This is a genomic window from Rhodococcus sp. GB-02 (assembly GCF_053470465.1).
Map to the genome: position 1 here is coordinate 775,709 of NZ_JBPUKE010000004.1, position 23,135 is coordinate 798,843.

At 63.4% G+C, this 23,135-nt stretch carries 18 protein-coding genes; 3 read left to right on the forward strand and 15 right to left on the reverse strand.

What is annotated here, in order from left to right:
• Positions 1-8 precede the first annotated feature (8 nt).
• The 12 genes from obgE to ACSW29_RS28470 all read right to left on the reverse strand — a co-directional run bounded on the left by obgE (position 9) and on the right by ACSW29_RS28470 (position 15,803).
• Entirely contained in the window at positions 9-1,460 is a 1,452-nt protein-coding gene (gene obgE, locus ACSW29_RS28415; RefSeq protein WP_019749068.1) for a GTPase ObgE, read from the reverse strand.
• Positions 1,461-1,690: 230 nt separating this feature from the next.
• On the reverse strand, positions 1,691-1,960 hold the full coding sequence (gene rpmA / locus ACSW29_RS28420) for a 50S ribosomal protein L27 (RefSeq protein WP_003944532.1): 270 nt from the start codon (positions 1,958-1,960) through the stop codon (positions 1,691-1,693).
• 42 nt (positions 1,961-2,002) lie between these two features.
• Complete coding sequence (gene rplU / locus ACSW29_RS28425) at positions 2,003-2,314, reverse strand: 50S ribosomal protein L21 (RefSeq protein ID WP_230813976.1); 312 nt, start codon at positions 2,312-2,314, stop codon at positions 2,003-2,005.
• A 318-nt stretch (positions 2,315-2,632) separates the two neighbouring features.
• Entirely contained in the window at positions 2,633-5,917 is a 3,285-nt protein-coding gene (locus tag ACSW29_RS28430) for a translation initiation factor IF-2 N-terminal domain-containing protein (RefSeq protein WP_448278889.1), read from the reverse strand.
• A gap of 428 nt (positions 5,918-6,345) precedes the next feature.
• On the reverse strand, positions 6,346-6,765 hold the full coding sequence (gene ndk / locus ACSW29_RS28435) for a nucleoside-diphosphate kinase (RefSeq protein WP_019749070.1): 420 nt from the start codon (positions 6,763-6,765) through the stop codon (positions 6,346-6,348).
• An 18-nt stretch (positions 6,766-6,783) separates the two neighbouring features.
• Entirely contained in the window at positions 6,784-7,209 is a 426-nt protein-coding gene (locus ACSW29_RS28440; RefSeq protein WP_230813980.1) for a DUF4233 domain-containing protein, read from the reverse strand.
• Positions 7,206-8,645 (reverse strand): bifunctional tetrahydrofolate synthase/dihydrofolate synthase, encoded by a 1,440-nt coding sequence (gene folC / locus ACSW29_RS28445; protein WP_347874102.1) that lies wholly within the window; start codon positions 8,643-8,645, stop codon positions 7,206-7,208. The genes ACSW29_RS28440 and folC overlap by 4 nt, the downstream gene beginning before the upstream one ends.
• On the reverse strand, positions 8,642-11,323 hold the full coding sequence (locus tag ACSW29_RS28450) for a valine--tRNA ligase (RefSeq protein WP_448278890.1): 2,682 nt from the start codon (positions 11,321-11,323) through the stop codon (positions 8,642-8,644). The genes folC and ACSW29_RS28450 overlap by 4 nt, the downstream gene beginning before the upstream one ends.
• An 89-nt stretch (positions 11,324-11,412) precedes the next feature.
• Positions 11,413-11,679, reverse strand: coding sequence for a hypothetical protein (locus ACSW29_RS28455; RefSeq protein ID WP_448278891.1), 267 nt, complete (start codon positions 11,677-11,679; stop codon positions 11,413-11,415).
• Positions 11,680-12,039: 360 nt separating this feature from the next.
• The gene (locus tag ACSW29_RS28460; protein ID WP_317826171.1) at positions 12,040-14,073 is read right to left on the reverse strand and encodes a S9 family peptidase; all 2,034 of its coding nucleotides are present in this window, start codon (positions 14,071-14,073) and stop codon (positions 12,040-12,042) included.
• A 12-nt stretch (positions 14,074-14,085) separates the two neighbouring features.
• Complete coding sequence (locus ACSW29_RS28465) at positions 14,086-14,700, reverse strand: GNAT family N-acetyltransferase (protein WP_317826170.1); 615 nt, start codon at positions 14,698-14,700, stop codon at positions 14,086-14,088.
• Positions 14,701-14,795: 95 nt separating this feature from the next.
• On the reverse strand, positions 14,796-15,803 hold the full coding sequence (locus ACSW29_RS28470; protein ID WP_317826169.1) for an iron-siderophore ABC transporter substrate-binding protein: 1,008 nt from the start codon (positions 15,801-15,803) through the stop codon (positions 14,796-14,798).
• Between the two features lie 120 nt (positions 15,804-15,923).
• Between ACSW29_RS28470 and ACSW29_RS28475 the strand changes: the two genes are divergently transcribed.
• Entirely contained in the window at positions 15,924-18,233 is a 2,310-nt protein-coding gene (locus ACSW29_RS28475; protein WP_448278892.1) for an FdhF/YdeP family oxidoreductase, read from the forward strand.
• Between the two features lies 1 nt (position 18,234).
• The gene (gene fdhD / locus ACSW29_RS28480) at positions 18,235-19,104 is read left to right on the forward strand and encodes a formate dehydrogenase accessory sulfurtransferase FdhD (protein ID WP_448278893.1); all 870 of its coding nucleotides are present in this window, start codon (positions 18,235-18,237) and stop codon (positions 19,102-19,104) included.
• Here fdhD and ACSW29_RS28485 read toward each other — a convergent pair.
• The 3 genes from ACSW29_RS28485 to aroQ are packed head-to-tail and all read right to left on the reverse strand — an operon-like array spanning position 19,055 to position 22,292.
• Entirely contained in the window at positions 19,055-20,968 is a 1,914-nt protein-coding gene (locus ACSW29_RS28485) for a TIM barrel protein (protein WP_448278894.1), read from the reverse strand. The genes fdhD and ACSW29_RS28485 overlap by 50 nt on opposite strands.
• Positions 20,965-21,843, reverse strand: coding sequence for a shikimate dehydrogenase (locus ACSW29_RS28490; protein ID WP_448278895.1), 879 nt, complete (start codon positions 21,841-21,843; stop codon positions 20,965-20,967). Before ACSW29_RS28490 ends, ACSW29_RS28485 begins: the two co-directional genes overlap by 4 nt.
• A complete protein-coding gene (gene aroQ / locus ACSW29_RS28495; protein WP_230813998.1) occupies positions 21,843-22,292 on the reverse strand; it encodes a type II 3-dehydroquinate dehydratase in 450 nt (149 codons plus the stop codon). Before aroQ ends, ACSW29_RS28490 begins: the two co-directional genes overlap by 1 nt.
• 126 nt (positions 22,293-22,418) lie before the next feature.
• Here aroQ and ACSW29_RS28500 point away from each other — a divergent pair, with 126 nt between their 5' ends.
• Positions 22,419-23,093, forward strand: coding sequence for a TetR/AcrR family transcriptional regulator (locus tag ACSW29_RS28500; RefSeq protein ID WP_448278896.1), 675 nt, complete (start codon positions 22,419-22,421; stop codon positions 23,091-23,093).
• Positions 23,094-23,135 lie beyond the last annotated feature (42 nt).

Below are 23,135 nucleotides of genomic sequence, written 5' to 3' on the forward strand. Positions count from 1 at the left end.
CGCGTGTGTCAGGCGTCTTCGTCAAGCAGACCGCGGCGGACGCGACGAGCATGCTTGCGCTCGTCGGCGCCGATGCGCTCCACCTGATCGAGACGCGGATCGGTTCCACGGCCCGTTCGGGTCAGATCGATACCGGCCGGCGTCATCGGCTCCCACTCGAAGCTCACGTCACCGATGGTGACGGAAGCACCTGGCTGAGCGCCCTTCTTGACCAATGCGTCCTCGACACCCAATCGAGCAAGACGGTCTGCGAGGTAGCCCACGGCTTCGTCGTTGTCGAAGGCGGTCTGCCGAATCCACCGCTCCGGGCGAGTGCCGCGGACGACAAATCCGCCGGGAATATCGGGATCCTTCTCGATCGTGAAGCTGGAATCCTTGACCTTGACCGGGCGAATGACCTGGCGCTTCGGCTCGGGCTTCGGATGGGCTTCGCGGTAGTCACGGACCATCTTCGCCAGCGCGAAGGTCAACGGTCGCAGGCCTTCTCGGCTCACTGCGGAGATAGTGAAGACCGGCCATCCGCGGGCTTCGATCTCAGGCGTGACCATTTCGGCCAACTCGGCTGCCTCGGGAACGTCGGTCTTGTTGAGGATGACGACCCGCGGACGCTTGTCGAGGTCACCGAGTCCCGAGTCGCCGGAGAGCGCGGGCGTGTATGCAGCCAGCTCTGCTTCCAAGGCGTCGATGTCAGAGATCGGGTCGCGTCCCGGATCGAGAGTGGCGCAGTCGATCACGTGCGCCAACACGGCGCAGCGTTCGATGTGGCGCAGGAAGTCCAGGCCCAAACCGCGGCCTTCGCTGGCGCCGGGGATCAGCCCGGGCACGTCGGCGACGGTGAAGGTGGTGTCACCGCTCGAGACAACACCGAGGTTGGGGACCAGAGTTGTGAAGGGGTAGTCGGCGATCTTCGGCTTGGCCGCCGACAGAACGGACACCAGCGAAGACTTACCGGCAGAGGGGAATCCGAGCAGACCGACGTCGGCTACCGACTTGAGCTCGAGAACCAGGTCACGCTCGACACCGTCCTCACCGAGGAGTGCGAAACCGGGAGCTTTGCGGGCCTTCGACGCCAGCGCTGCGTTACCGAGTCCGCCGCGGCCGCCCTGAGCGGCGTCGTAGCGCGAACCGACTCCCACGAGGTCGGCCAGCACGTTGCCGTCGGTATCGAGAACGACAGTGCCATCGGGGACCTTGAGGATGAGGTCTTCACCGTTTGCTCCCTCGCGGTTGCTGCCGGCGCCCTGCTTGCCGTTGGTCGCCTTCGCGTTGGGATGGAAGTGAAAGTCGAGGAGGGTGTGGATGTTCTCGTCGACTACGAGGATGACGTCGCCACCGCGACCTCCGTTGGCACCGTCCGGACCGCCGAGCGGTTTGAACTTCTCGCGGTGTACGGAGGCGCAACCATTGCCGCCTTTTCCAGCGCTGACGTGCAGCACAACACGGTCAATGAATCGGGACATGACTGCCGGATCCTTCCTCAGTCAATTGCGGGTCTCACGCGATGAGCTGAACTTCTGGTGAGCAGGGTTGCTCGGGATAACCAGGTACTGCTTAAACAAACGATAGGGGCGGACCGGGTTATTTCAACCCTGGTCCGCCCCTATCGGGAGCTTGGAACGCGTCACTCTCTTACCGAAAGCAGAACCGGCTTACCGAAGTAGAACCGATGACGCACAACTAGCGAGAAAGACTAGACCTCAGCCGCAACGACGGCCGGAACGATGTTCACGGTCTTGCGTCCACGCTTCTGGCCGAACTCGACTGCACCGGCAGCGAGAGCGAACAGGGTGTCGTCGCCGCCACGGCCGACGTTGACGCCGGGGTGGAAGTGCGTGCCGCGCTGGCGAACCAGGATTTCGCCTGCGCTGACCGACTGGCCGCCGAAGCGCTTCACGCCGAGGCGCTGGGCGTTTGAATCGCGACCGTTACGGGAGCTGGATGCACCCTTCTTATGTGCCATGCTATTGACCCTCCTCGGGTGAAATTAGCTAGAAAGAACTGGTTACTTGATGCCCGTGACCTTGAGCACCGTGATCGGCTGCCTGTGGCCCTGACGCTTGTGGTAACCGGTCTTGTTCTTGAACTTGTGGATGCGGATCTTCGGGCCCTTGGTGTGCTCGACGATCTCACTGGTGACTGCGACCTTGGCCAGCTTGGCCGAGTCGGTGGTCAGGTCAGATCCGTCGACCACGAGAACGGGAGCAAGCGAGACAGCAGTGCCGGGCTCACCCTCGATCTTCTCGACCTTGACGAGGTCACCAACAGCGACCTTGTACTGCTTTCCGCCGGTCTTGACGATCGCGTACGTTGCCATCGGAGGGCTACCCCTTGCTTCTTCGAACTTGCTCGCGCTGCTGCCTGAGGCTTCAAATGCATCGCGACTGGTCTGGTTTATGTCACCTCGGCTCGGCACTGACGTACCGGGACATTCACGCGCACTCTAGGCACACGGAATCTCTACCGCCGGGTGGCGACCCTCCAAGGTTACGGGAAAGCAACCGTCAGGGTCAAACCGCCCCGCCGAGGGGTGGTGCTCACTACTCTGTACTGCTTCTACCAGCTGAAACTTCGGATAACGGTTGGATGTCCTAGCTCATCGCCAAGACATCCAACCGACCGAAAGACGGTAGTTCTACTCTCCGTCGACCGGCGGACCCGCGGGACGTGCTGCTGCACGCCTGCGACGGGGCCGCTTGACGACGACAACTTCTTCCTCAGCCGGAATTTCGGCGGCCGGAGCCGGAGCGTCTTCCACGACCGCTTCCGCCACGGGTTCCGGAGTCGGAATCACGAAGACCGTGCCCACCTCGGGAGCTGCTTCGGCAACCGGTGCAGACGCCGCACGCGACGCCCGACGACTACGCCGACGACCTCGGGGAGCTGCTTCCCGCTCGTTACCCACTGCGGGAGCTGCTTCCCGCTCGTTACCCACTGCGGGAGCTTCTTCCGCAGCAGAGTCCACAACAGGAACGTCAGGGCGCTCAGTAGCAGCAGGAGTATCAATCGGCCGATCCTGTTGCCGATCGGCACTTTTGGATGCACCATCCCCCGAAGACGTACCGGCGGAATCCGACTCGATCGAGTCGGCCGCGACGGTTTCGTCGTCGTCGTGGTGATGCGAGGCCATCGCCAATGCCACCGGATGAGCCCGTTTGACCGTCGCGTCGACGGCCGGGACCTCCGGCGTCGGAGCTTCCTGTCCGTTGGACTCGGTCGAAGCCGACTTGTCTCCGCGGCCACGCTTGTTCTTGCGCGAGGCACCGGAATCACTGCGCTGCGAGCCCGAACGCGATCCGCCGTCGTCCGAGGACTTCACCTCGACGGGCTCGGAGTGGACGATGATGCCGCGTCCGTGGCAGTGCTCACAGGTAGTCGAGAAGGCCTCGACCAATCCGGTGCCCAACTTCTTGCGCGTCATCTGCACGAGTCCGAGTGACGTGACCTCCGACACCTGATGGCGCGTGCGATCGCGACCCAGGCATTCGGTGAGCCGACGCAGGACCAGGTCCCGGTTCGATTCGAGGACCATGTCGATGAAGTCGACGACGATCATTCCGCCGATGTCCCGCAGGCGCATCTGGCGAACGATCTCCTCGGCAGCTTCGAGGTTGTTACGGGTGACGGTTTCCTCGAGGTTTCCGCCGGCTCCGGTGAACTTGCCGGTATTGACGTCGACGACAGTCATGGCCTCGGTGCGGTCGATCACCAGGGTGCCGCCGGACGGCAGCCACACCTTGCGATCGAGTGCCTTTGCCAACTGCTCGTCGATACGGCGAGCCGCGAATACGTCGATTCCGTTGTTCGGCGTGTACTTCTCGAGCCGCGGAAGCAGGTCGGGAGCGACCGAGTTGATGTAGTTCTCGACCGTCGTGTGCGCCTTCTCGCCCTCGATGACCAGCTTGGAGAAGTCCTCGTTGAACAGATCGCGAATGACCTTGACCAGCATGTCCGGCTCTTCGTACAGCGCCTGCGGGTTGCCGGACTTGCCGGTGTCCGCAGCGGCGGCCTGCTCCTCGATGCCAGCCCACTGCGCCTGCAGACGAGTCACGTCGCGCGCCAACTCTTCTTCGCTGACACCCTCGGACGCCGTGCGAATGATCACGCCGGCGTCGGCGGGAACGATGTCACGCAAGATTTCCTTGAGACGCTTGCGCTCGGTGTCCGGGAGCTTGCGGCTGATACCCGTGGACGTACCACCGGGCACGTAGACGAGGAAACGACCGGCAAGCGAAATCTGTGTGGTCAGTCGCGCGCCCTTGTGCCCAACCGGATCCTTGCTGACCTGAACGAGCACCTGATCGCCAGGCTTGAGAGCCTGCTCGATCTTGCGCGAGTTGCCACCGAGACCGGCTGCCTCCCAGTTGACCTCACCGGCGTAGAGCACGCCGTTGCGGCCGCGCCCGATGTCGATGAACGCAGCTTCCATGCTGGGGAGCACGTTCTGGACGCGTCCGAGGTAGACGTTGCCGACCATCGACGCGGACGCCGAGTTGGTGACGAAGTGTTCGACGAGCACTCCGTCTTCGAGGACTGCTACCTGTGTAGTCGCGTGCGGCTGACCGCTGTCTGCTCGATCGCGCACAACCATGACGCGGTCGACGGCTTCACGACGGGCAAGGAACTCCGACTCGGTCAGAATCGGCGGGCGACGACGGCCGGCGTCACGACCGTCGCGGCGGCGCTGACGCTTCGCTTCCAGACGCGTCGAACCACTGATGCCCTGGACCTCGTCCTTGACACGGGTCTTGTTGCGCGGTTCGCGCTCGTGAACGACGGTGTTCGGCGGATCGTCCTCGGACGTCGCAGTCGCGTCGGTGGCCGCATCGGTGCCAGTCTTACGACGGCGACGGCGACGGCGGCGACGGCTCGATCCGTCAGCGTCGAGGTCGGAATCGTCGGCGTTCTCGGATTCCGCATCCGCGTCGGACTCGGTCTTGTTTCCGGATTCTCCCCCGGAAGCGTCTTCGGTTTGCTTCTCGACTGCCTCGGGGGCGGTTTCCTGCTCCGCTTCGGTGGTCGTATCCGACTCGTCATCCGAGCCCTGCTCGCCGCCCTGTTCGCCGCCCTGTTCGCCACCCTGTTCGCCGCGGCCACGACCACGTCCACGGCGTCCACGACGACGGCGACGCGGCTGATCGTCGTCCTCGTCCTCGGACTCGGCGCTCTCACCCTCGGTTTGCGGGGCGGTCACAGCCGGCTCTTCGACGGCTGGAACTACAACCGGCGAGACCTCGGGTGCGACTGTTTCTGTTTCCGCAGTTGTCTGCTTCTCTTCGACGACTGCCGGTGCAGCAGGCTCACGGCGAGCGCGACGACGACGCGGGGCCACCTCGGCTGCCTCGAGATCCGGCTGCAGGAACAGCGGAACCTGCGGCGCGGCGGGGGCGACCTCGGGCTGATGGGTCTGCGGTGCCTCGAAGGAGGTGAACAGATCTGACTGCTCGGCTTCCTTGCTCTGCAGCGCAGCAGCGGCGTCGAGTCCAGCGCTGATCTCGGCAACCGCCGGATCCACCACTTCTTCTGCTGCCGGTTCTTCGACAACTACAGTCTTTTTGCGGGTTCGCCGAGCCCTCACCGGCTTCTCGGCTGGAATCTCCGCAGCAGGCTGCTCGGCCGGAGTTTCCACAGGCTGCTCGGCAGCAGGCGCTTCGACAACCGGGTCGATGAGGGTGTCGAGCTCGGCGACGACCGGCTCGATGGCCTCGGCCGCGGAAGTCAGCGAGGCATGAATCCGCTGAGCGATGTCACGTTGGAGACTCGACTGCGCACTGCGCAATTCGGTACCGAGCGCTGCAGCTTCGGCAAGGACCTGCTTGCTGGTGACGCCGAGCAGCTTTGCCAGCGCGTGTACGCGCATCTTGTCGGGAAATTCCGGGGTGGTGCTGGAATCTGATTCGGTTGGGGATTGATCGGCCACGTAAGTCTCCTCAGCCCCCGGGCGCGTCCAACCCAGAAGTCGAGTTGTCACGCGGCCACGCGGGAGCGTGCTGTGTGTACTCGCACTCAGAAGTGAGTACGAGATTGTAAGGTCTCGCTCCGCATGGTCCGCAGTGCCCGTTATTCACTGCGAACACATGAAGTGCCTGGCTGGATGGCCGTTGTCCTGTGCGCGAGCGCCTGATCATCCAGCGTGCAGAGGTCCAGGGATTTCCTGTTGACCTGGAGCAGCGATGAAAGGGCATCGAACCTAGGTGTCATCCGGTTGAACGTGCGTAAAACAAATTGCGGTTCAACTGAAAGCAGTATCCCACACCAACGCGCCTGCAACTGCAAAGGGCGCACCGATGTGGGATACGTGCCGAGAATTCGCTGTGGAGATGTGGGCCGAAGGCCCGGATAGAAGATTCAGATGGACGACAGCGCGGGGAACCACAGAGCGATTTCACGCTCTGCCGACTCCACGGAGTCACTGCCGTGAACGAGGTTCTGCTGCGCTTCGAGTCCGAAGTCGCCACGGATTGTGCCCGGAAGTGCCTTGTCGACCGGGTCAGTTCCGCCGGCCAACTGACGGAAAGCAGCGATGGCGCGGGGGCCTTCGAGCACTGCGGCCACCAGTGGACCGGAGGTGATGAACTCCAACAAGCTCGGGTAGAACGGGCGCTCGGCGTGCTCTGCGTAGTGGCTACCAGCCACCTCTTCGGAAGCTACGCGGAGCTCGAGTGCTGCAATTGTCAGGCCTTTGCGCTCGATACGGCTGAGGATTTCTCCTACGTATCCACGGGCAACGGCGTCGGGCTTGATCAGTACGAGGGTGCGCTCAGTCACAGCGGACAGCCTAAATGGTCAGTCCCGTTGGCCGGGAAGCAGGCCCTTGTCCATCCGGCGCTTGATGTCTCTCTGCAGGTAGACGAGGTATCCCCAGACGATCCCGAAGGTGATGGCCACACCCACGATCGACGGGTGGACGAAGAAACCGAACAGAAGAATCACCTGCAGTGCGACGTTGAACCCCATCGCCCACGGCTTGCCCTGGACCCCCGCTCCCAGAATCATCAGTACGGCCAACCCGATGATGAATCCGGCCGAGAGCGCGGTGAGGCCACCGCCGACGACCGCAACGACCGGCAATGCCAGCAGCACGACGATCGCCTCGAGGATCAGGGTTCCGGCCATCACTCCGCGGAAACTCTTCCACGGGTCCTTGGTCGGAGGCCCGAACTCACCGGCAGTGTCGCCAGGCTCGGGATTGGATTCTGACGGGGTACTCACGCGGGGTCCTTTCCGAACAGCGTGCGGGCGGCGCCTGCGGTCACGACGGATCCCGTCACCACGACACCTGCCCCTGATACGGCTTCGCCGGGTTCGGCGACCTGCTCGGCGATTTCGATCGCGACTTCCAAGGCGTCGGCAAGCACCGGCGCGACGACGACGCGCTCGTCGCCGAACTTCGCGACGGCAATGTTGGCCAGTTCCTCGACGTCCATCGCCCGCGGTGATCCGTTGTGGGTGACAACGATCTCGTCGAAGACGGATTCGAATGCGGTCAAAATTGCGTCGACGTCCTTGTCCGCCATGACGCTGACCACTCCCACGAGCTTGCGGAAGTCGAACTCCGCGGCCAGTGCGGCCGCGAGGGCGCGGGCACCGTCAGGATTGTGGGCGGCGTCGAGAAATACGGTCGGCGCACTCCGAACACGTTCGAGGCGACCAGGATTGACGATCGAGGCGAACCCGTTGCGGATTGCATCCTGATCGAGTTGTCGATCCGGACCGGCACCGAAGAACGCTTCGACAGCAGCGAGCGCGAGGGCCGCGTTTCGCGCCTGATGCTCGCCGTGCAGAGGAAGGAAGATGTCGGTGTACACACCGCTCAGACCCTGAAGTTCGAGCTGCTGTCCTCCTACCGCGATCTGGCGAGCAAGCACCTTGAACTCCGAACCTTCGCGAGCGACCGCAGCTTCGACCTCGACTGCTCGCCGCAGCAGTACCTCCATGACTTCGGGAGTCTGCTCGGCGATGATCGCGACGGTGTCCACCGGAACCAGATCCTCACGGCCCTTCTTGATGATTCCGGACTTCTCCTCCGCGATCCCGGCCAGGTCGGTACCCAGATACTCGGCGTGATCGAGACTGATCGGGGTGATCACCGCGACCTGTCCGTCGATCACGTTGGTGGCGTCCCAGCGTCCGCCGAGACCGACCTCGACCACGGCGACGTCGACCGGTGCCTCCGCGAATGCCGCATAGGCCATCGCGGTGAGCACTTCGAACTTGCTCATCGCCGGTCCCCCGGCTTCTTCGGACTGTGCGTCGATCATCTGCACGTACGGCTCGATCTCGCGGAACGTGTCCACGTAGAGCCGCGGTGAGATCGGATGACCGTCGATGCTGATCCGCTCGGTCGCGATCTGCAGATGAGGGCTGGTGGTTCGGCCGGTACGACGATGCAGAGCGCTCATCAAAGAGTCGATCATGCGCGTCACCGACGTCTTGCCGTTGGTCCCCGTCACGTGAACCGAAGGATAGTTGTGCTGCGGCGAGCCCAGCACGTCCATCAGCGCCTCGATACGCGTCAGTGACGGCTCGATCTTGGTCTCGGGCCAACGCTTGTCGAGTTCGGCCTCGACCAGCGCCAGTTCGGCGATATCGACCGGAGTCGGAACCGAACTCTGAGCGTCGAACTGGGACGGCTCGTACGAACTCACTTGTCGGCCAACTCCTTCAGACGTCCTGTGATGCGCTCGATCTCTTCGACGGCGATCTGGCGACGGTTCTTGATCTTGTCGACGACGGCGTCGGGTGCCTTCGCCAGAAAAGCCTCGTTCGCAAGCTTGTTGTCGGCGGTGACGAGTTCCTTCTGCGCTGCCGCGAGGTCCTTTTCGAGCCGCTTCTTCTCGGCACCGAGGTCGATGGTGCCCGAGGTGTCGATGTCGACCGTGACGGTGCCCTGGCTCAGACGCACCTCGACGGAGATCGACGCGGTGAATCCCTCTCCGGGTTCGGTCAGCTTGGCCAGCGCTGCCACGTAGGCGAACTGACCGCCCATGGCGGCCTCCGAAAGCCCGGACGCACGCGCCGGAACCTTCTGGGAAGGCTTGAGCCCCTGATCGTTTCGGAAACGTCGCACCTCGGTGATCAGTTTCTGGGTGTCTTCGATCCGGGTGGCGGCCGCAGTGTCGACTGCAACGCCGGACAGCGTCGGCCAGTCGGCGACGACGACGGATTCGCCTCCGGTGAGCACCTTCCAGAGGGTTTCGGTCACGAACGGGATGACCGGGTGCAGAAGGCGGAGCAGTGCATCGAGAACGTTGCCGAGCACTGCGCGGGTGTTCGCGGCGACGGCCTCGTCGTCGGCGAACTGCACCTTGGCGAGTTCGAGGTACCAGTCACAGACCTCGTCCCACGCGAAGTGGAAAAGGCCTTCGCATGCCTTGCTGAACTCGTAGCGCTCGAAAGCGGCATCCGCCTCGGCCTGAACCGTGTCGAGACGGTCGAGGATCCAGCGGTCGGCGTCGGTAAGTTCGCTTCGAGCGGGCAGTGGCGCCGGAGCGGCTCCGTTCATCAGAGCGAACTTGGTCGCGTTGAACAACTTGGTAGCGAAGTTGCGTGAGGACTGCGCCGAATCCTCGCCGACGGACAGGTCACTGCCCGGGTTGGCCCCGCGAGCGAGTGTGAATCGCAGAGCGTCGGCGCCGAAACGATCCACCCAGTCGAGTGGGTCGATACCGTTGCCTCGAGACTTCGACATCTTCTTGCCGAACTGATCGCGAACCAGTCCGTGCAGGAACACGTCCTTGAACGGCATCTGCGCGCCGGACTTACCCGGACCGGCGGTGATCGACTCGTCCTCGGACACATACGTGCCGAACATCATCATGCGGGCGACCCAGAAGAACAGGATGTCGTAGCCGGTGACGAGAACGCTGGTGGGATAGAACTTTTCGAGTTCGGGTGTCTTGTCGGGCCAACCCATCGTCGAGAAGGGCCACAGTCCGGAGGAGAACCAGGTGTCGAGGACGTCGGGATCCTGAACCCAGCCTTCCGGTGCCGTTTCGTCAGGACCGAAACACGCAACTTCGCCCTCGGGGCCGTACCAGACCGGGATGCGGTGTCCCCACCAGAGCTGACGGGAAATGCACCAATCGTGCATGTTGTCGACCCAGTCGAACCAGCGCGGTTCCTGGCTTGCCGGGTGAATGACGGTGTCGCCGTTGCGAACCGCGTCACCTGCAGCCTTGGCCAGGGTTTCGACCTTGACCCACCACTGCAGCGACAGGCGCGGCTCGATAGCTTCACCACTGCGCTCGGAGTGTCCGACGCTGTGCAGGTACGGGCGCTTCTCGGCTACGACGCGTCCCTGCTCGGCGAGGGCTTCGCGAACCTTGACGCGAGCCTCGAAGCGGTCCATACCGTCGAATTCGGTTCCCGTATCGGCAATCTTGCCGGTCTTGTCCATGATGGTGGGCATCGGCAGGTTGTGCCGCAGGCCCATTTCGAAGTCGTTGGGATCGTGGGCCGGCGTGATCTTCACTGCGCCGGTTCCGAACTCGGGATCGACGTAGTCGTCCGCGATGATCGGGATCTGACGCCCGGTGAACGGATGATCGAGAGTTGTGCCGATGAGGTGCTTGTAGCGCTCGTCTCCGGGATGGACAGCCACTGCGGTATCACCGAGCATCGTCTCGACACGGGTGGTCGCGACGATGACGTGCGGCTCGTTGTCGTCGAGCGAGCCGTAGCGCAGGGAGACCAGCTCACCCTCGACGTCCTCGAACTTCACCTCGATGTCGGAGATCGCGGTCTGCAACACCGGCGACCAGTTCACGAGGCGCTCGGCGCGGTAGATCAGGCCTTCGTCGAACATGCGCTTGAAGACGGTCTGGACGGCGCGCGAGAGGCCCTCGTCCATCGTGAAACGATCGCGGCTCCAGTCGACGCCGTCACCGATGCGCCGCATCTGGCCACCGATGGTTCCGCCGGATTCGCGCTTCCAGTCCCAGACCTTGTCGATGAACAGCTCGCGGCCGAAATCTTCCTTGGTCTTGCCGTCGGCAGCAAGTTGCTTCTCGACGACGGACTGCGTGGCGATTCCGGCGTGGTCCATGCCCGGCAGCCACAGAACCTCGTAGCCCTGCATCCGCTTGCGGCGGCTGAGCACGTCCATGAGTGTGTGATCGAGGGCATGACCCATGTGCAGGCTGCCGGTTACGTTCGGGGGCGGCAGCACGATGGAGTAGCCGGGCTTGTCGCTGGTCGCGTCGGCCTGGAAGTACCCGGCGTCTACCCAGCCTTGATACAGATCGGCCTCTACCGCGCTGGGGTCCCAGCTCTTGGGTAGGGCGTCGGCGGGGGTCTGGGGGTTCTCTGGAGCTGCACTGGTCACCACTTGATCCTAATGACTCCCCCGTCGTGAACGAATTCGCCCGTCAGGCGTCGCGGTGGCCACGAACGACGGTCCCCGCAGTCCGGGGGTCAGCCGAACAAACGATATTCACCGATCCGCTCCGCTGACAGGATCGCTCTGAAGGACGACCGACTAACGACCGGTGGAGCAAATATGTTGAACAACTGGAGTTCTCGCCGTCCCGGCGTTCGAACCTTGGCGGCTGCCGCTTCGTTCGGAGCGGGGGTTGCCCTGGTGCTTCCGGCGACTGCGTCCGCTGCACCCGGCATCGAAGGAAGCGTGCAGGGAAGCGCCGACAGCGGCAGCGCCACGATCAACGGGAGCGTGGGCGACATCGTCGGCGGTCTCCGGCGGCGCAGGAATCACCTACCAAGCACGAGCTCGGCCGCGGCGGCCCGACGTCTTTCGTACTCGCCTACGAGACCGAGGACATCCCGGACCTGATCGAGGTGTACTACGAAGGACGATTGATCCACAGCACCGGATACATCGGCGACGACATCAACGAGGGAACCGGTTCAGCGGTCGTCAACGTGCCCGCCGGCGGGGCCTCGTCCGTCCTGGTCCGCGTTACCGGCCCCGACCACAGCGTGGGCTTACACCGTTCGCTGCCCCGGCGCCCGATTCCTGTCCGGATCCGCGCGAAGAAGATCGTGCCTCGTTCGGCCATTTCGGCCGAACGAGGCATGCGCAGTTCAGCCCAGAATTTCCGGCAGCGCGACATCTTCCCCGAGAATGTGCTCGGAGAGGAACGCGGTGACCACCTCGTACCAGATCTTGGTGTGCTGAGGCTTGAGCACCCAGTGATTTTCGTCCGGGAAGTACAGGAAGCGATGGTCTGTTTTCCCGTCGTCGTCGGCGGGCAGGCCTGACTCTGCAAGCAGTTCGTACCAGAGCCGCAAGCCCTCACCGATCGGAACCCGATAGTCCTTGTCGCCGTGGATCACCAGCATCGGCGTCGTGATGTCTGCGACGTACAGATGCGGTGAGTTCTCGACGGCCATCTCGGGCGACATCTCGCGCTGCCAGTACCAGGCAGCGTCCGTGGTCGGGCCGAATTGGTCCAGTGCCCAGAGACTTGCGTGAGTGACGATCGCGTCGAAACGGTTGGTATGGCCGGCGATCCAGTTGGCCATGTAACCGCCGAACGAACCACCCATCGCGCCCGTTCGCTTGGGGTCGATCTCGGGCTGCGCGACGGCAGCATCGGTGATCGTCATCAGATCGGTGAAAGGCGCCTTGCCCCACTGCCCCCACCCGCGCTGAACGAAATCCTGGCCGTATCCGGTCGAGAGCGCGGGATCAGGCAGCAGTACTGCATAGCCCTTGGCGACGAGCAGCCACGGATTCCACCGCCAGGACCAGGTGTTCCACGAACCGAGGGGCCCGCCGTGGACCCAGAGAAGCAATGGCACCGGTGCATGCGGCGCGGCGCCGGTCGGCAGCGCCAACCAGCTGCGCACTGTCGAACCGTCCTCGGCGCGCGCGGTGATCTCGGTCAGCGTTCCCGGCAGCTCCGGCAACGGGTCGGGTCCACGAAGTGCGGTGATCTCACCTGATCGAAGATCCACCCGCACCACGTGCGGGGGCGCTTCGTACGAAGCCCGCAACGCGTAAATCGACTCGCTGTCCGGCGCCACTCGAACGTCGGTGTACGCCGCGTCGTCGGCTGTCAGGCGAACCGGTTGGCCCCACAGGTCGATCGTGAAGATCGGACCCCGGCCGCCGTCGTCAGCGGTGACCACCAGCCCGGATCCGTCGGGTAGCCAGGCCAGGGAGGTAGGCCAGCGATCCCAGCCGTCGGCGACGCCGGTCACGGCACCGGATCCGAAGTCGTAGAGCTTCAGAGTCATTCGCGGCGCGAACTCCGGCGTGGTGAGAGTCTCCCGGATGAACGCGAGCTTGGTTCCGTCCGGCGAGAGCACCGGGTTGTAGACGTCCGCGTCAGCCTCGTCGACAAGCGTGGTTCGGTCGCCGGTCACCGTGTCGATCCGAACCAACGTCGATCGGCGGGCGGCACTCGGATCGCCGACAGTCCACGTCGTCACTACGAAGAGACCGTCGTCGGAGATCGTGGTCGACGTTTCTCGCAGCGCCGCGCCTGCAGTTGGCGTGATGTCCCGCAATTCGACGGGTTCCTTCGAATCCGTCTCAGCCACAACCAGATGCGGATGATCGGGGCCCAGGTCGTGGTCCCAGTGCCGCACCGGATACCCGGTGTGCAGCATCGCCGTGACCTTCTTGTCCTTGCGCGCCGATCGCACCTGATCGTCCTGGTCGAGACTGATCGCCGAAGCCATGACCGACGTCTGGGCCACGAACGTCGGCGCCGCCTTGGCCGCTGATACCGACGAGACGCCACCGGGACGTGAGATCAGCAGCTGAGCTTCTCCGCCCGCCGCAGGTAGACGCCACAGTGCGGGTTGCGGATCACTCTCGCCCGGCACCGCTCGCGTGGCGGTGAAGAGCACGTCGCCGTCGAACGCGAAGGCAGCACCGGACTCGCTGGTCGAACCCCAGGTCAACCGACGCGCAGGACGTCGACCTTCCGGGTCGATCTCCCACAACGAAGACACGTATTCGGCGCTCTTGTCGTCGAGAACTGCGCGCGCGCAGATGAGCAGCGAGCCGTCGGGTGACAACACCAGGCCGGACAACCTGGCCAGAGCGACGTAGTCGTCGAGTTCGTCGAACGGTGTGCCTGCGTGGAGCTCGGGAATCTGGGTCACCACTAGTTGGTATCACGCGCCCCGCGGTTGACGCATCATTGCGTAGATCGTCGGCCCGCCGCCTGGCATGACGATGTCGCGGGTCACTTCGAAACCGAAGCGGTTGTAGTACGGGATGTTCGATTCCTTGCTGCTCTCGAGGTAAGCGTCGACGTGTTCACGATCGCAACGATCCAACCGGGAGTTCAGTAGGGCTTTGCCGTATCCCCCACCGCGAGCCGCGCTGCCGGTCCCGACCGTCGCGAGATACCAGTGCGGCGAATTCGGATGTGCTCCTTCGAGAACGGAGCTGACCTCGGCCGCATGTCGCAGCCCGCTGCCGAAGACACGCACCATTGCCGGCAGGCTCATGAGCCCGGAGATCCACGACTGCTTCCATCGCCCTGGCGGATCCCACAGAGTTGCCCCGCCGATCACGCCGGAGTCATCGGCGGCCACCTCGACACCGCCACCGGCGAGGTGGTGGTAACGAGCTTCTGCGGCAAACAGTTTCGTCAGGCGATCAGCCCTGGTGACCTCGTCCGGCAACATCCACGCCATCAAGGGATCGTCCTCGAACGCCTCGGCCAACACTGCCGACAGTGCCGGGACATCGGATCGGACAGCCGGCCGCACGTGTACACCCATGAGGCGAGAGTACCGCCGACTGTCCGAATTCTTGGACCTTGAACAGCGCTGTCCTTGAACCCACCTGTCCGTGAACCGACCTGTCGGTGAACCGATCAGACGAGCAAGCCCGCAATCCGCGGCGGAATCTGTTCGAGCGCGTACGGCAGGCTCAGTACGGTGCTCCACGTCATGGCTTCGGCAGCAGCGTCTTCCAGAATGATCGCGCGGCCGTCCTTCACGACGTCGAGTTCCTGGTAGATCGGGGTCTTGTCCAATTCCGCGCGAAGCTTGTCACCGTAACCACCACCGGCGTACCAGACGAGTACGTCGACGTCGGCAAGAGAGAGTTGCTCGGTGCTGATCTCGGCGAAGTTACCCGTGATCTGATCGGTGACAGGCGGATTCACGAATCCGAGTTCGGTGAAGAACCGCACCTTGGGGTCTTCCGGTCCGTAGACCCCGAACTGCCCCGGCCCCTTCAACGCGCCGACCAGAACAGTCTTGCCGGCAAACGCTGGATTGGCCGTCTTCACGTCGGCGAACTTCTCCTCGACGCCGGCGATCAGTTCGGTGGCCTTTCCCTGCTGCCCCAATGCCTCGCCGATGATGGTCGTCTGGTTCTGCCAGGGGATTCCGTAATCCGCGAATTCCTTCGGCTGTGCCACTGTCGGCGCGATGGCACTGAGTTTGTCGTACTGCGCCTGAGTGAGCCCGGAGTAGGTCCCCACAATGAGGTCGGGTGTCACGGAGGCGACCTTCTCGATCTGAATGGTGGTGCCCGCGGTTCCGATGATCTCCGGAGTCGACCCGTTCAGCAGGGGTTGCGCCCACGGCCACACACCCGAGGGGTAGTCGCCGTACCAGTCGAAGGTTCCGACCAAGGTCCCGCCGAGCGCGAGAATCGCATCCTGATCGTTGTACCCGACACTGACGATCCGCTGCGGATCCTTGGGCAGTTCGGTGGTACCGAACTTGTGGGTGATCGACCCCGCAGTGTCGCCGCTCGAGGGTGTGTCCTCGTCGTTCGAACTGGAGCAGGCTGCGGCGAATGCCAGCAACGCTCCCGACGTGCCGATCAGAAATCCGCGCCGGGTCAGCCGACCTGCGTCCGTTCGATCCATGTTCTTACCCCTTAAGTCCGCTAGTTCGGTAGGTAAGGCTAGCCGATGATTGTCGCATTCCGGCGACTTCGACCGGCCCGTTCGATGGCAGTACCGGCTCGTTCGGGCCACTATGGAGACATGACGCGCCAGGGCCCCTCGAAAGACATCGACGAATCGGATCTCGAAGTCACGCACCCCAAGGACTACGCCGCCGGAGTGCCGGCCGTTCTGGTGTCGCTGCAACGAGGAATCGAGCAGATGGGAGCCTTGCGGACTGCCCGAACGCTCACCAGGCTCAACCAGCGTCACGGCTTCGACTGCCCGGGGTGTGCGTGGCCGGAGACTCCCGGACATCGCAAGCCCGCCGAGTTCTGCGAGAACGGAGCGAAAGCCGTTGCCGAGGAAGCAACGCTTCGCACGGTCACACCCGAATTCTTCGCGGAGCACTCGATCGCCGACCTCGAAGGCAAGACCGATTACTGGCTCGGCCAACAGGGCCGACTGACGCACCCGATGGTCCTGACCCCGGGAGCAACCCATTACCAGCCGATCGACTGGGACGGCGCGTACGCTCTGATCGCCGAACATCTCAACGGCCTCGCATCGCCGGACGAAGCGGTGTTCTACACCTCGGGTCGCACGTCCAACGAAGCGGCTTTTCTCTACCAGTTGATGATTCGGAGCTATGGCACCAACAACATGCCCGACTGTTCCAACATGTGTCACGAGTCGTCCGGGAGCGCACTGACCGAATCCATCGGCATCGGCAAAGGCTCGGTGACCGTCCCCGACCTCGAGAACGCCGATCTCATCCTCATCGCCGGGCAGAATCCCGGCACCAACCACCCTCGAATGCTCTCGACGCTGGAGAAGGCAAAGGGCAACGGCGCCAAGATCATTGCCATCAATCCCCTACCCGAGGCGGGATTGCGAAGGTTCAAGGATCCGCAGAAGGTGTCCGGCGTGATCGGGCAGGGAGTCGAGATCGCGGACGAGTTCCTGCAGATCCGGCTGGGCGGAGACATGGCGCTGTTCCAGGGCCTGGGGAAGCTGCTGCTCGAACAGGAAGATCGCGCTCCCGGCACCGTCGTCGATCGCGCATTCGTCGACCGGTACTGCGCCGGTTGGGACGAATACGAGAAGCACATCCGCGCGGTCGATCTCGGCACTGTACTCGAGGCGACGGGCCTGTCGATGGCGCAGCTCGAGGAAACGGCTGCCGCGCTTGCCCGATCCGAGCGAACCGTCACTTGCTGGGCCATGGGCATCACTCAGCACACACACGGAGTCGCCACCATCGAAGAAGCGGTCAACCTGCTGCTCATGCGTGGAATGATGGGCAAACCCGGTGCCGGGGTCTGTCCGGTGCGAGGACACTCCAATGTCCAGGGTGACCGCACGATGGGCATCTGGGAGAAGATGCCGGAAGAGTTCCTGGCCGCGCTCGACACCGAGTTCTCGATCTCGAGTCCCCGCAAGCACGGATGGGACACCGTCGACGCGATCCGCGCCATGAACGCCGGCAAGGCAAGCTTCTTCATGGCGATGGGAGGCAACTTCATCCAGGCCAGCCCGGACACCGCAGCCACCGAAACCGCGCTGCGCCAATGCGAACTCACCGTTCAGGTTTCCACCAAACTGAACCGAAGCCACGTCGTTCACGGGCAGACTGCAATCATCCTCCCCACCCTCGGACGCACCGACCTCGACGTCCAGGCCGGCGGAAAGCAGCTTGTCTCCGTGGAGGATTCGATGTCCATGGTGCACCTGTCGCGCGGACGCCTCACGCCGGTCAGCCCCTACCTGCGTAGCGAAGTCGCCATCATCTGCCAACTCGCCCGCGAACTACTCGGCAGCGATCACACCGTCCGCTGGTCGGCCTTCGAGGGCAACTACGACCTGATTCGCGACTCCATCTCACGAGTGGTGCCCGGATGCGAAAACTACAACACCCGGGTTCGCCAGCCGGATGGATTCCAGCTCCCACACCCGCCGCGTGACTCGCGTGAGTTCCGCACGCACACCGGCAAAGCCAACTTCGGCGTGAACGAACTGCACTGGATACCCACTCCCCGTGGCCGTCTGATTCTGCAGACCATGCGAAGCCACGACCAGTACAACACCACGATCTACGGCCTCGACGACAGATACCGCGGCATCAAGGGTGGACGCAAAGTCATCCTCGTCAATGCCGAAGACATCACCGCACTCGGATTCCGCGACGGCGATCTGGTCGACATCGTGTCCGAGTGGACAACCCCAGACGGCACTCTCGAAGAGCGTCGGGTCACGGAGTTCCGCATCGTCTCCTACGACACCCCCCGCGGTAATGCGGCGGCTTACTACCCCGAGACAAATCCCCTCGTTCCCCTCGAACACGTTGCAGCCAAGTCGAACACACCGGTCTCGAAGGCGGTCACCGTTCGACTCGAAGCATCAGGCGCCTGAGATGGGACGAGTCACCGCACGAACACCGGTCGTTCGAATCTCGGGTGATCGGGTCGTCACACGCCCCGACACGCTGGCCGTCGAGGAACCACTCGAAATGAGGGTCGGCGGCCAGGTGCTGGCCGTGACGATGCGAACACCCGGCAACGACGTTGACCTCGCACACGGATTCCTTCTCAGCGAAGGCGTCATCGCCACCCGCGACGACGTGAGCGTCGTCCGCTACTGCGACGGCGTCGACGACACCGGCGCGAACACGTACAACGTCCTCGACATCGCTCTCGCTCCCGGAGTGCCGGTGCCCGATCACACTACCGACCGCAACACCGTGGTCAGTTCCGCGTGCGGAGTGTGCGGCAAGACCTCACTCGACGCCGTCCGGACCACGACGCGTCATCCGTTGGTCGGTGACACCACTTCCGTCACGTCAACCGTCCTGGCGGCCATGCCGATCACACTGCGGGAGAGCCAACGGATCTTCGAGCGCACCGGCGGCCTGCACGCGGCCGGATTGTTCACTGCCACCGGCGAACTCTTGGCACTGCGCGAGGACGTCGGCCGTCACAACGCCGTCGACAAGGTGATCGGGTGGGCAATCACCGACGGCCGAGTGCCCCTCTACGACACGATCTTGATCGTCAGTGGACGGGCATCGTTCGAACTCGTCCAGAAGGCCGTCATGGCCGGCATTCCGATCCTCGGAGCCGTCTCCGCGCCGTCCTCCCTGTCCGTGGAACTAGCGCAGGAGTCCGGGCTGACTCTCGCCGGTTTCATCCGCGGCGATTCAATGAACGTCTACTCGCACCCGCACCGAGTCGAGGTCACGTCGAACTCGCACGCAGCTGAGCCGACAGTCGCACAGCGGAGTTGACCTCCCCGTAACCCTCGTACCCACCCACTCGCTGCACGACCTCGAAGAACAGGTCTCCCCCGACGGTCGGGGTGAACAGGTGGAAGAACTCACCGTGAGCATCCGCGTCGTAAAGGATTCCGGCGCCACGCATACGGTCGAGCAGTTCGGCATTCAGTCCGAAACGCGCGTCGAGATCGTCGTAGTAGTTCGGGGAAATGGGTAGCGGCACAAAGCCCCAGTCCTGCATAGACGCCGCAGCACCGAAGATGTTCTCACACGCGAAGGCGACGTGACTGACGCCGCCGCGGCGAACCGTCGGCAGCCCGCTTCGACTGCCCTCCACCATGTTCAGCGAGATGCGCAGGGCATGTCCGTCGCCGTCTTGAACGAGCGTGAGCGCCTGGCTCCGCATGAGGCCGACGGAATCGGTGACGTCCTGCCCCTCGTGCGGTTGCATCTCGAACACCGACCGCAGGAGCAGCATGATGCCGTCCCAGCTCTCGGCCGGAACTGCAAGCGCCACATGGTCGATCCCGGTGAACACTACGCCCTGTTCACGATTGCGCTCGGCGGGTAGCGGATAGATCTCGAAAGCCGATTCCCAGGCCGCAGCACTGCCGGGGCCCCGCAGATCGATCGACGTCGCGTCGGTGACCTTCAGACGTACGACGTCCGGTACCTCGGAGTTCTCGTCGCTCGATCCCGGCAACTGCACGCGCGTCGCCGGCACTTCGAGAGCCAGAGCGCGCTCTCCCCACACCTCGGGTTCGGTTGCCCTGATGCCGATCTGAGTGAGAACCGGTAGATCCGCAGGCAGCCCGGGCGCCGTCCACACCGTGCCCGCAGTCGCATCCACGGCAACGGTGAGCGGTCCGTGCCGCCACAACTGCAAATCGTGATCGTGGTGCCGTCCGAGAAGATGAAAACCGACGCGAGAGAGCATCGAGTGCACCTGGTCCTGTTTAGCCGGACCCGCAGCGATTCGCAGAGACACGATCCCTTCGAGCGGGGTGCGCTCCGGGGCGGTGAACAGCGTGGGTCCACCGGCGGCAGGGTTCGCGGCAGCGACCTGTTCTTCCAGATGGAGGAGCGACCGATGAGCGTCGATTGCCGTCCGCTGGGTGTCCGCGCGGCGGAATACGTCGTTGAAGATCTCGAGCGACCACGGTCCGTCGTAACCGGTGGCGTAGACATGCTGAGCGAACGCACTGAGATCGAAGCTGCCCTGCCCCGGGAAGTTTCGGTGATGCCGGCTCCACTGGAGGATGTCCATCGCCAAGAACGGAGCGTCCGCCAACTGGAGGAAGAAGATCTTCTCGCCAGGAATCTCGCGAATTCCGGCGGGATCGTCACCGCGCGAGAGGATGTGAAAGCTGTCCAGACAGGTACCGAGCGAAGGATGGTCGACGCCCTCGACGATCTGCCACGCATGGCCGTACGTGTTGACGTGGGCACCCCACGCGAGCGCCTCATAGGCAACCTTCTTGCCGTGCTCGGACGCCAGTTCGGCGAGAGCTCCGAACTGCTCCGTCAACTGACCGTCATCGTGACTTGCGGTCGGCAGGGGCGAGGAGCACACCAGGAGCGTCTCGCATCCCAGTTGATCCATGAGCTCGAATTTGCGTTGCACTCGAACAAGATTCCGAGCAAATTGGGCCTCGTCCACCGTGTCGAAGTCACGGAACGGCTGATACAGATCGAGGGTCAAGCCCAGATCCGCAGCCCTCGTTCGTAATTCCTTCGGGGACCACGGCGAAGCAACAAAATCCGGCTCGAACACCTCGAAGCCGTCGAAGCCGGCAGCAGCGATGGCGTCGAGCTTCTCCTCGAGAGTGCCGCTCAGCGATACCGTCGCGATCGACGTCCGGACCGGGGCACTCACAGCGCTGCCGCAGTCTGTTCGCCGTGTACAAGTTCCGTCATGTGCGCGAGCATGCGCTTACTGTCGGGCTCGATGCCCGTGAAGATCCGGAACGCGTCGACGGCCTGGAAGACAGTCATTCCGCCTCCGCTGAGCGTCGGCGCGCCGATCAACCTGGCCTGACGCAACAGTTCCGTTTCGAGCGGGCGGTAGACGATTTCCGCCACCCACAGATCGGGGCGGAGCAGATCCGGGGAGAAGGCCATTCCGGGATGGGCCGCCATTCCCATCGGTGTCGCGTGGATCAATCCGTTCGCGTTGCCGAGCGCTTCTGCGAGGTCGCTCGTGTGCCGCGCCTCGACTACCTGCGCGGGAAACTGCCGCGAGAAGGCATGCGCGAGTTCTTCCGCGCGAGCCAGGCTCGAATCGACCAACGTCAGCGTCCCGACGCCGCGGGTGAGCGCGGCATAGGCAACCGCCGCACCTGCTCCGCCCGCACCGAGCTGCACGACGCGAGCGAGCTGCGCACCGGGTAGCCCCTCGTCGAAATTCCGGCCGAAGCCCGACCAATCGGTGTTGTGTCCGATCGCCTTGCCGGAGTCGAAGAGGACCGTGTTCACCGCGCCGAGCCGGCTCGCATCGGGCGAGAGCTCGTCGAGGTGCTCGATCACCAACTGCTTGCACGGGTGAGTGATGTTGAGGCCGCGGAACCCGAAACGTCGTGCATACGTCAGAAGTTCACCGATGTCCGACGGCGCCATCCCCATCGCGTCGAGATCGAGGATGCGGTAAACGTACGGCAGGCCCTGTCTGCGGCCTTCTTCCTCGTGCATGATCGGAGTCAAGGAGGCTCCGATGCCGGTGCCGATCAGACCGCAGAGGATCGAATCACTCATCAGTTCTTCCCTTCTCGAATGCAGACGAATTCGACTGCGGCGCTGTAACCGTCGATCCCTAACCCGCAGATGACCGCGTCGGCGATCCCGGACACGTAGGAGTGGTGACGGAATTCTTCGCGGCCGTGGATGTTGCTGATGTGCACCTCCACCACGGGGGCGTCGAGTGTGACCAGTGCGTCTCGCAAGGCAACGGAGGTATGCGAATACCCACCGGGATTGATGACGATGCCCGCGACTCTTCCCCTGGCCTCGTGGATCCAATCGATCAGTTGACCCTCGTGGTTCGACTGCTTTGCTTCGACCACCGCTCCGAACTTCTCGGCCGCAACTTCGCAGCGGGAAACGACGTCGTCCAGGGTGCCTCTCCCGTAGAACTCCGGTTGGCGCTGGCCCAACAAATTCAAGTTGGGCCCGTTGAGAACCAGAACCGGTAGAGATGGAGTCATCAGGGCACCTCGGTGTCGACGTTCGAAGTTAATGTACGAACTAGTGAGTTAATTCACTGGACGTTACTCCCCCGACGCGAACTCGACAAGCAAAGTCGACAAACTGCTGACAGATAGAGTGAGCACATGGTTTCCGAGCAGTCAGTGAACTCTGTGGCGTCGAAGCCGGAGAAGCGACGCCGAAACAGTGACCTGACCAGGGTGAACATCATCGCCGTGGCCACCGAAGAGTTTGCCGACAAGGGCTTCGCCGGCGCCCGGGTGGACGAGATCGCAACCAAGACGCACACCACCAAACGGATGATCTACTACTACTTCACCGACAAGGAAGGGCTGTACAAATCAGTCCTCGAACACGCGTACAGCGTGATTCGTGCGCAGGAGCGCGAACTCGACCTCGAGGGATTGAACCCCACCGCAGCAGTGCGCGCCTTGGCCGAACTGACCTTCGACCACCACGAACAGCACCCGAACTTCATTCGGCTGGTGGCAAACGAGAACATGCTCCGCGGCGAGCACATCGAGAAATCCGAACTACTCAGCGGCCTCGGCGCACCCGCCGCCGACCTGGTCTCGCAGATCCTCCACGACGGGCAACAGGCGGGGGTATTCCGCTCCGACGTCGATGCCCTCGATATTCACATGTTGATCAGCAGTTACTGCGTCTTCCGCATCGCCAACCGGTACACGTTCAAAGCGCTCTTCGACCGTGATCTGACCGACTCGACTCATCGCGAACATCTACGAACGATTCTCGGCGACATGGTTGTTGCGTTCCTGACCTCACCGACGCCGTCCTGACCCACCCCGAAGTCCGAAAAATCCCCCTACGGTGGTGAGTGG

Bases quoted from the DNA above. Each gene is read 5' to 3' on its own strand.
- rplU (WP_230813976.1), bottom strand. From the start codon at position 2,314: ATGGCAACGTACGCGATCGTCAAGACCGGCGGAAAGCAGTACAAGGTC.
- obgE (WP_019749068.1), bottom strand. From the start codon at position 1,460: ATGTCCCGATTCATTGACCGTGTTGTGCTGCACGTCAGCGCTGGAAAA.
- ACSW29_RS28470 (WP_317826169.1), bottom strand. From the start codon at position 15,803: ATGGATCGAACGGACGCAGGTCGGCTGACCCGGCGCGGATTTCTGATC.
- ACSW29_RS28455 (WP_448278891.1), bottom strand. From the start codon at position 11,679: ATGTCGCCCACGCTCCCGTTGATCGTGGCGCTGCCGCTGTCGGCGCTT.
- rpmA (WP_003944532.1), bottom strand. From the start codon at position 1,960: ATGGCACATAAGAAGGGTGCATCCAGCTCCCGTAACGGTCGCGATTCA.
- ACSW29_RS28475 (WP_448278892.1), top strand. From the start codon at position 15,924: ATGACGCGCCAGGGCCCCTCGAAAGACATCGACGAATCGGATCTCGAA.
- ACSW29_RS28500 (WP_448278896.1), top strand. From the start codon at position 22,419: ATGGTTTCCGAGCAGTCAGTGAACTCTGTGGCGTCGAAGCCGGAGAAG.
- aroQ (WP_230813998.1), bottom strand. From the start codon at position 22,292: ATGACTCCATCTCTACCGGTTCTGGTTCTCAACGGGCCCAACTTGAAT.
- ACSW29_RS28490 (WP_448278895.1), bottom strand. From the start codon at position 21,843: ATGAGTGATTCGATCCTCTGCGGTCTGATCGGCACCGGCATCGGAGCC.
- ACSW29_RS28465 (WP_317826170.1), bottom strand. From the start codon at position 14,700: ATGGGTGTACACGTGCGGCCGGCTGTCCGATCCGATGTCCCGGCACTG.
- fdhD (WP_448278893.1), top strand. From the start codon at position 18,235: ATGGGACGAGTCACCGCACGAACACCGGTCGTTCGAATCTCGGGTGAT.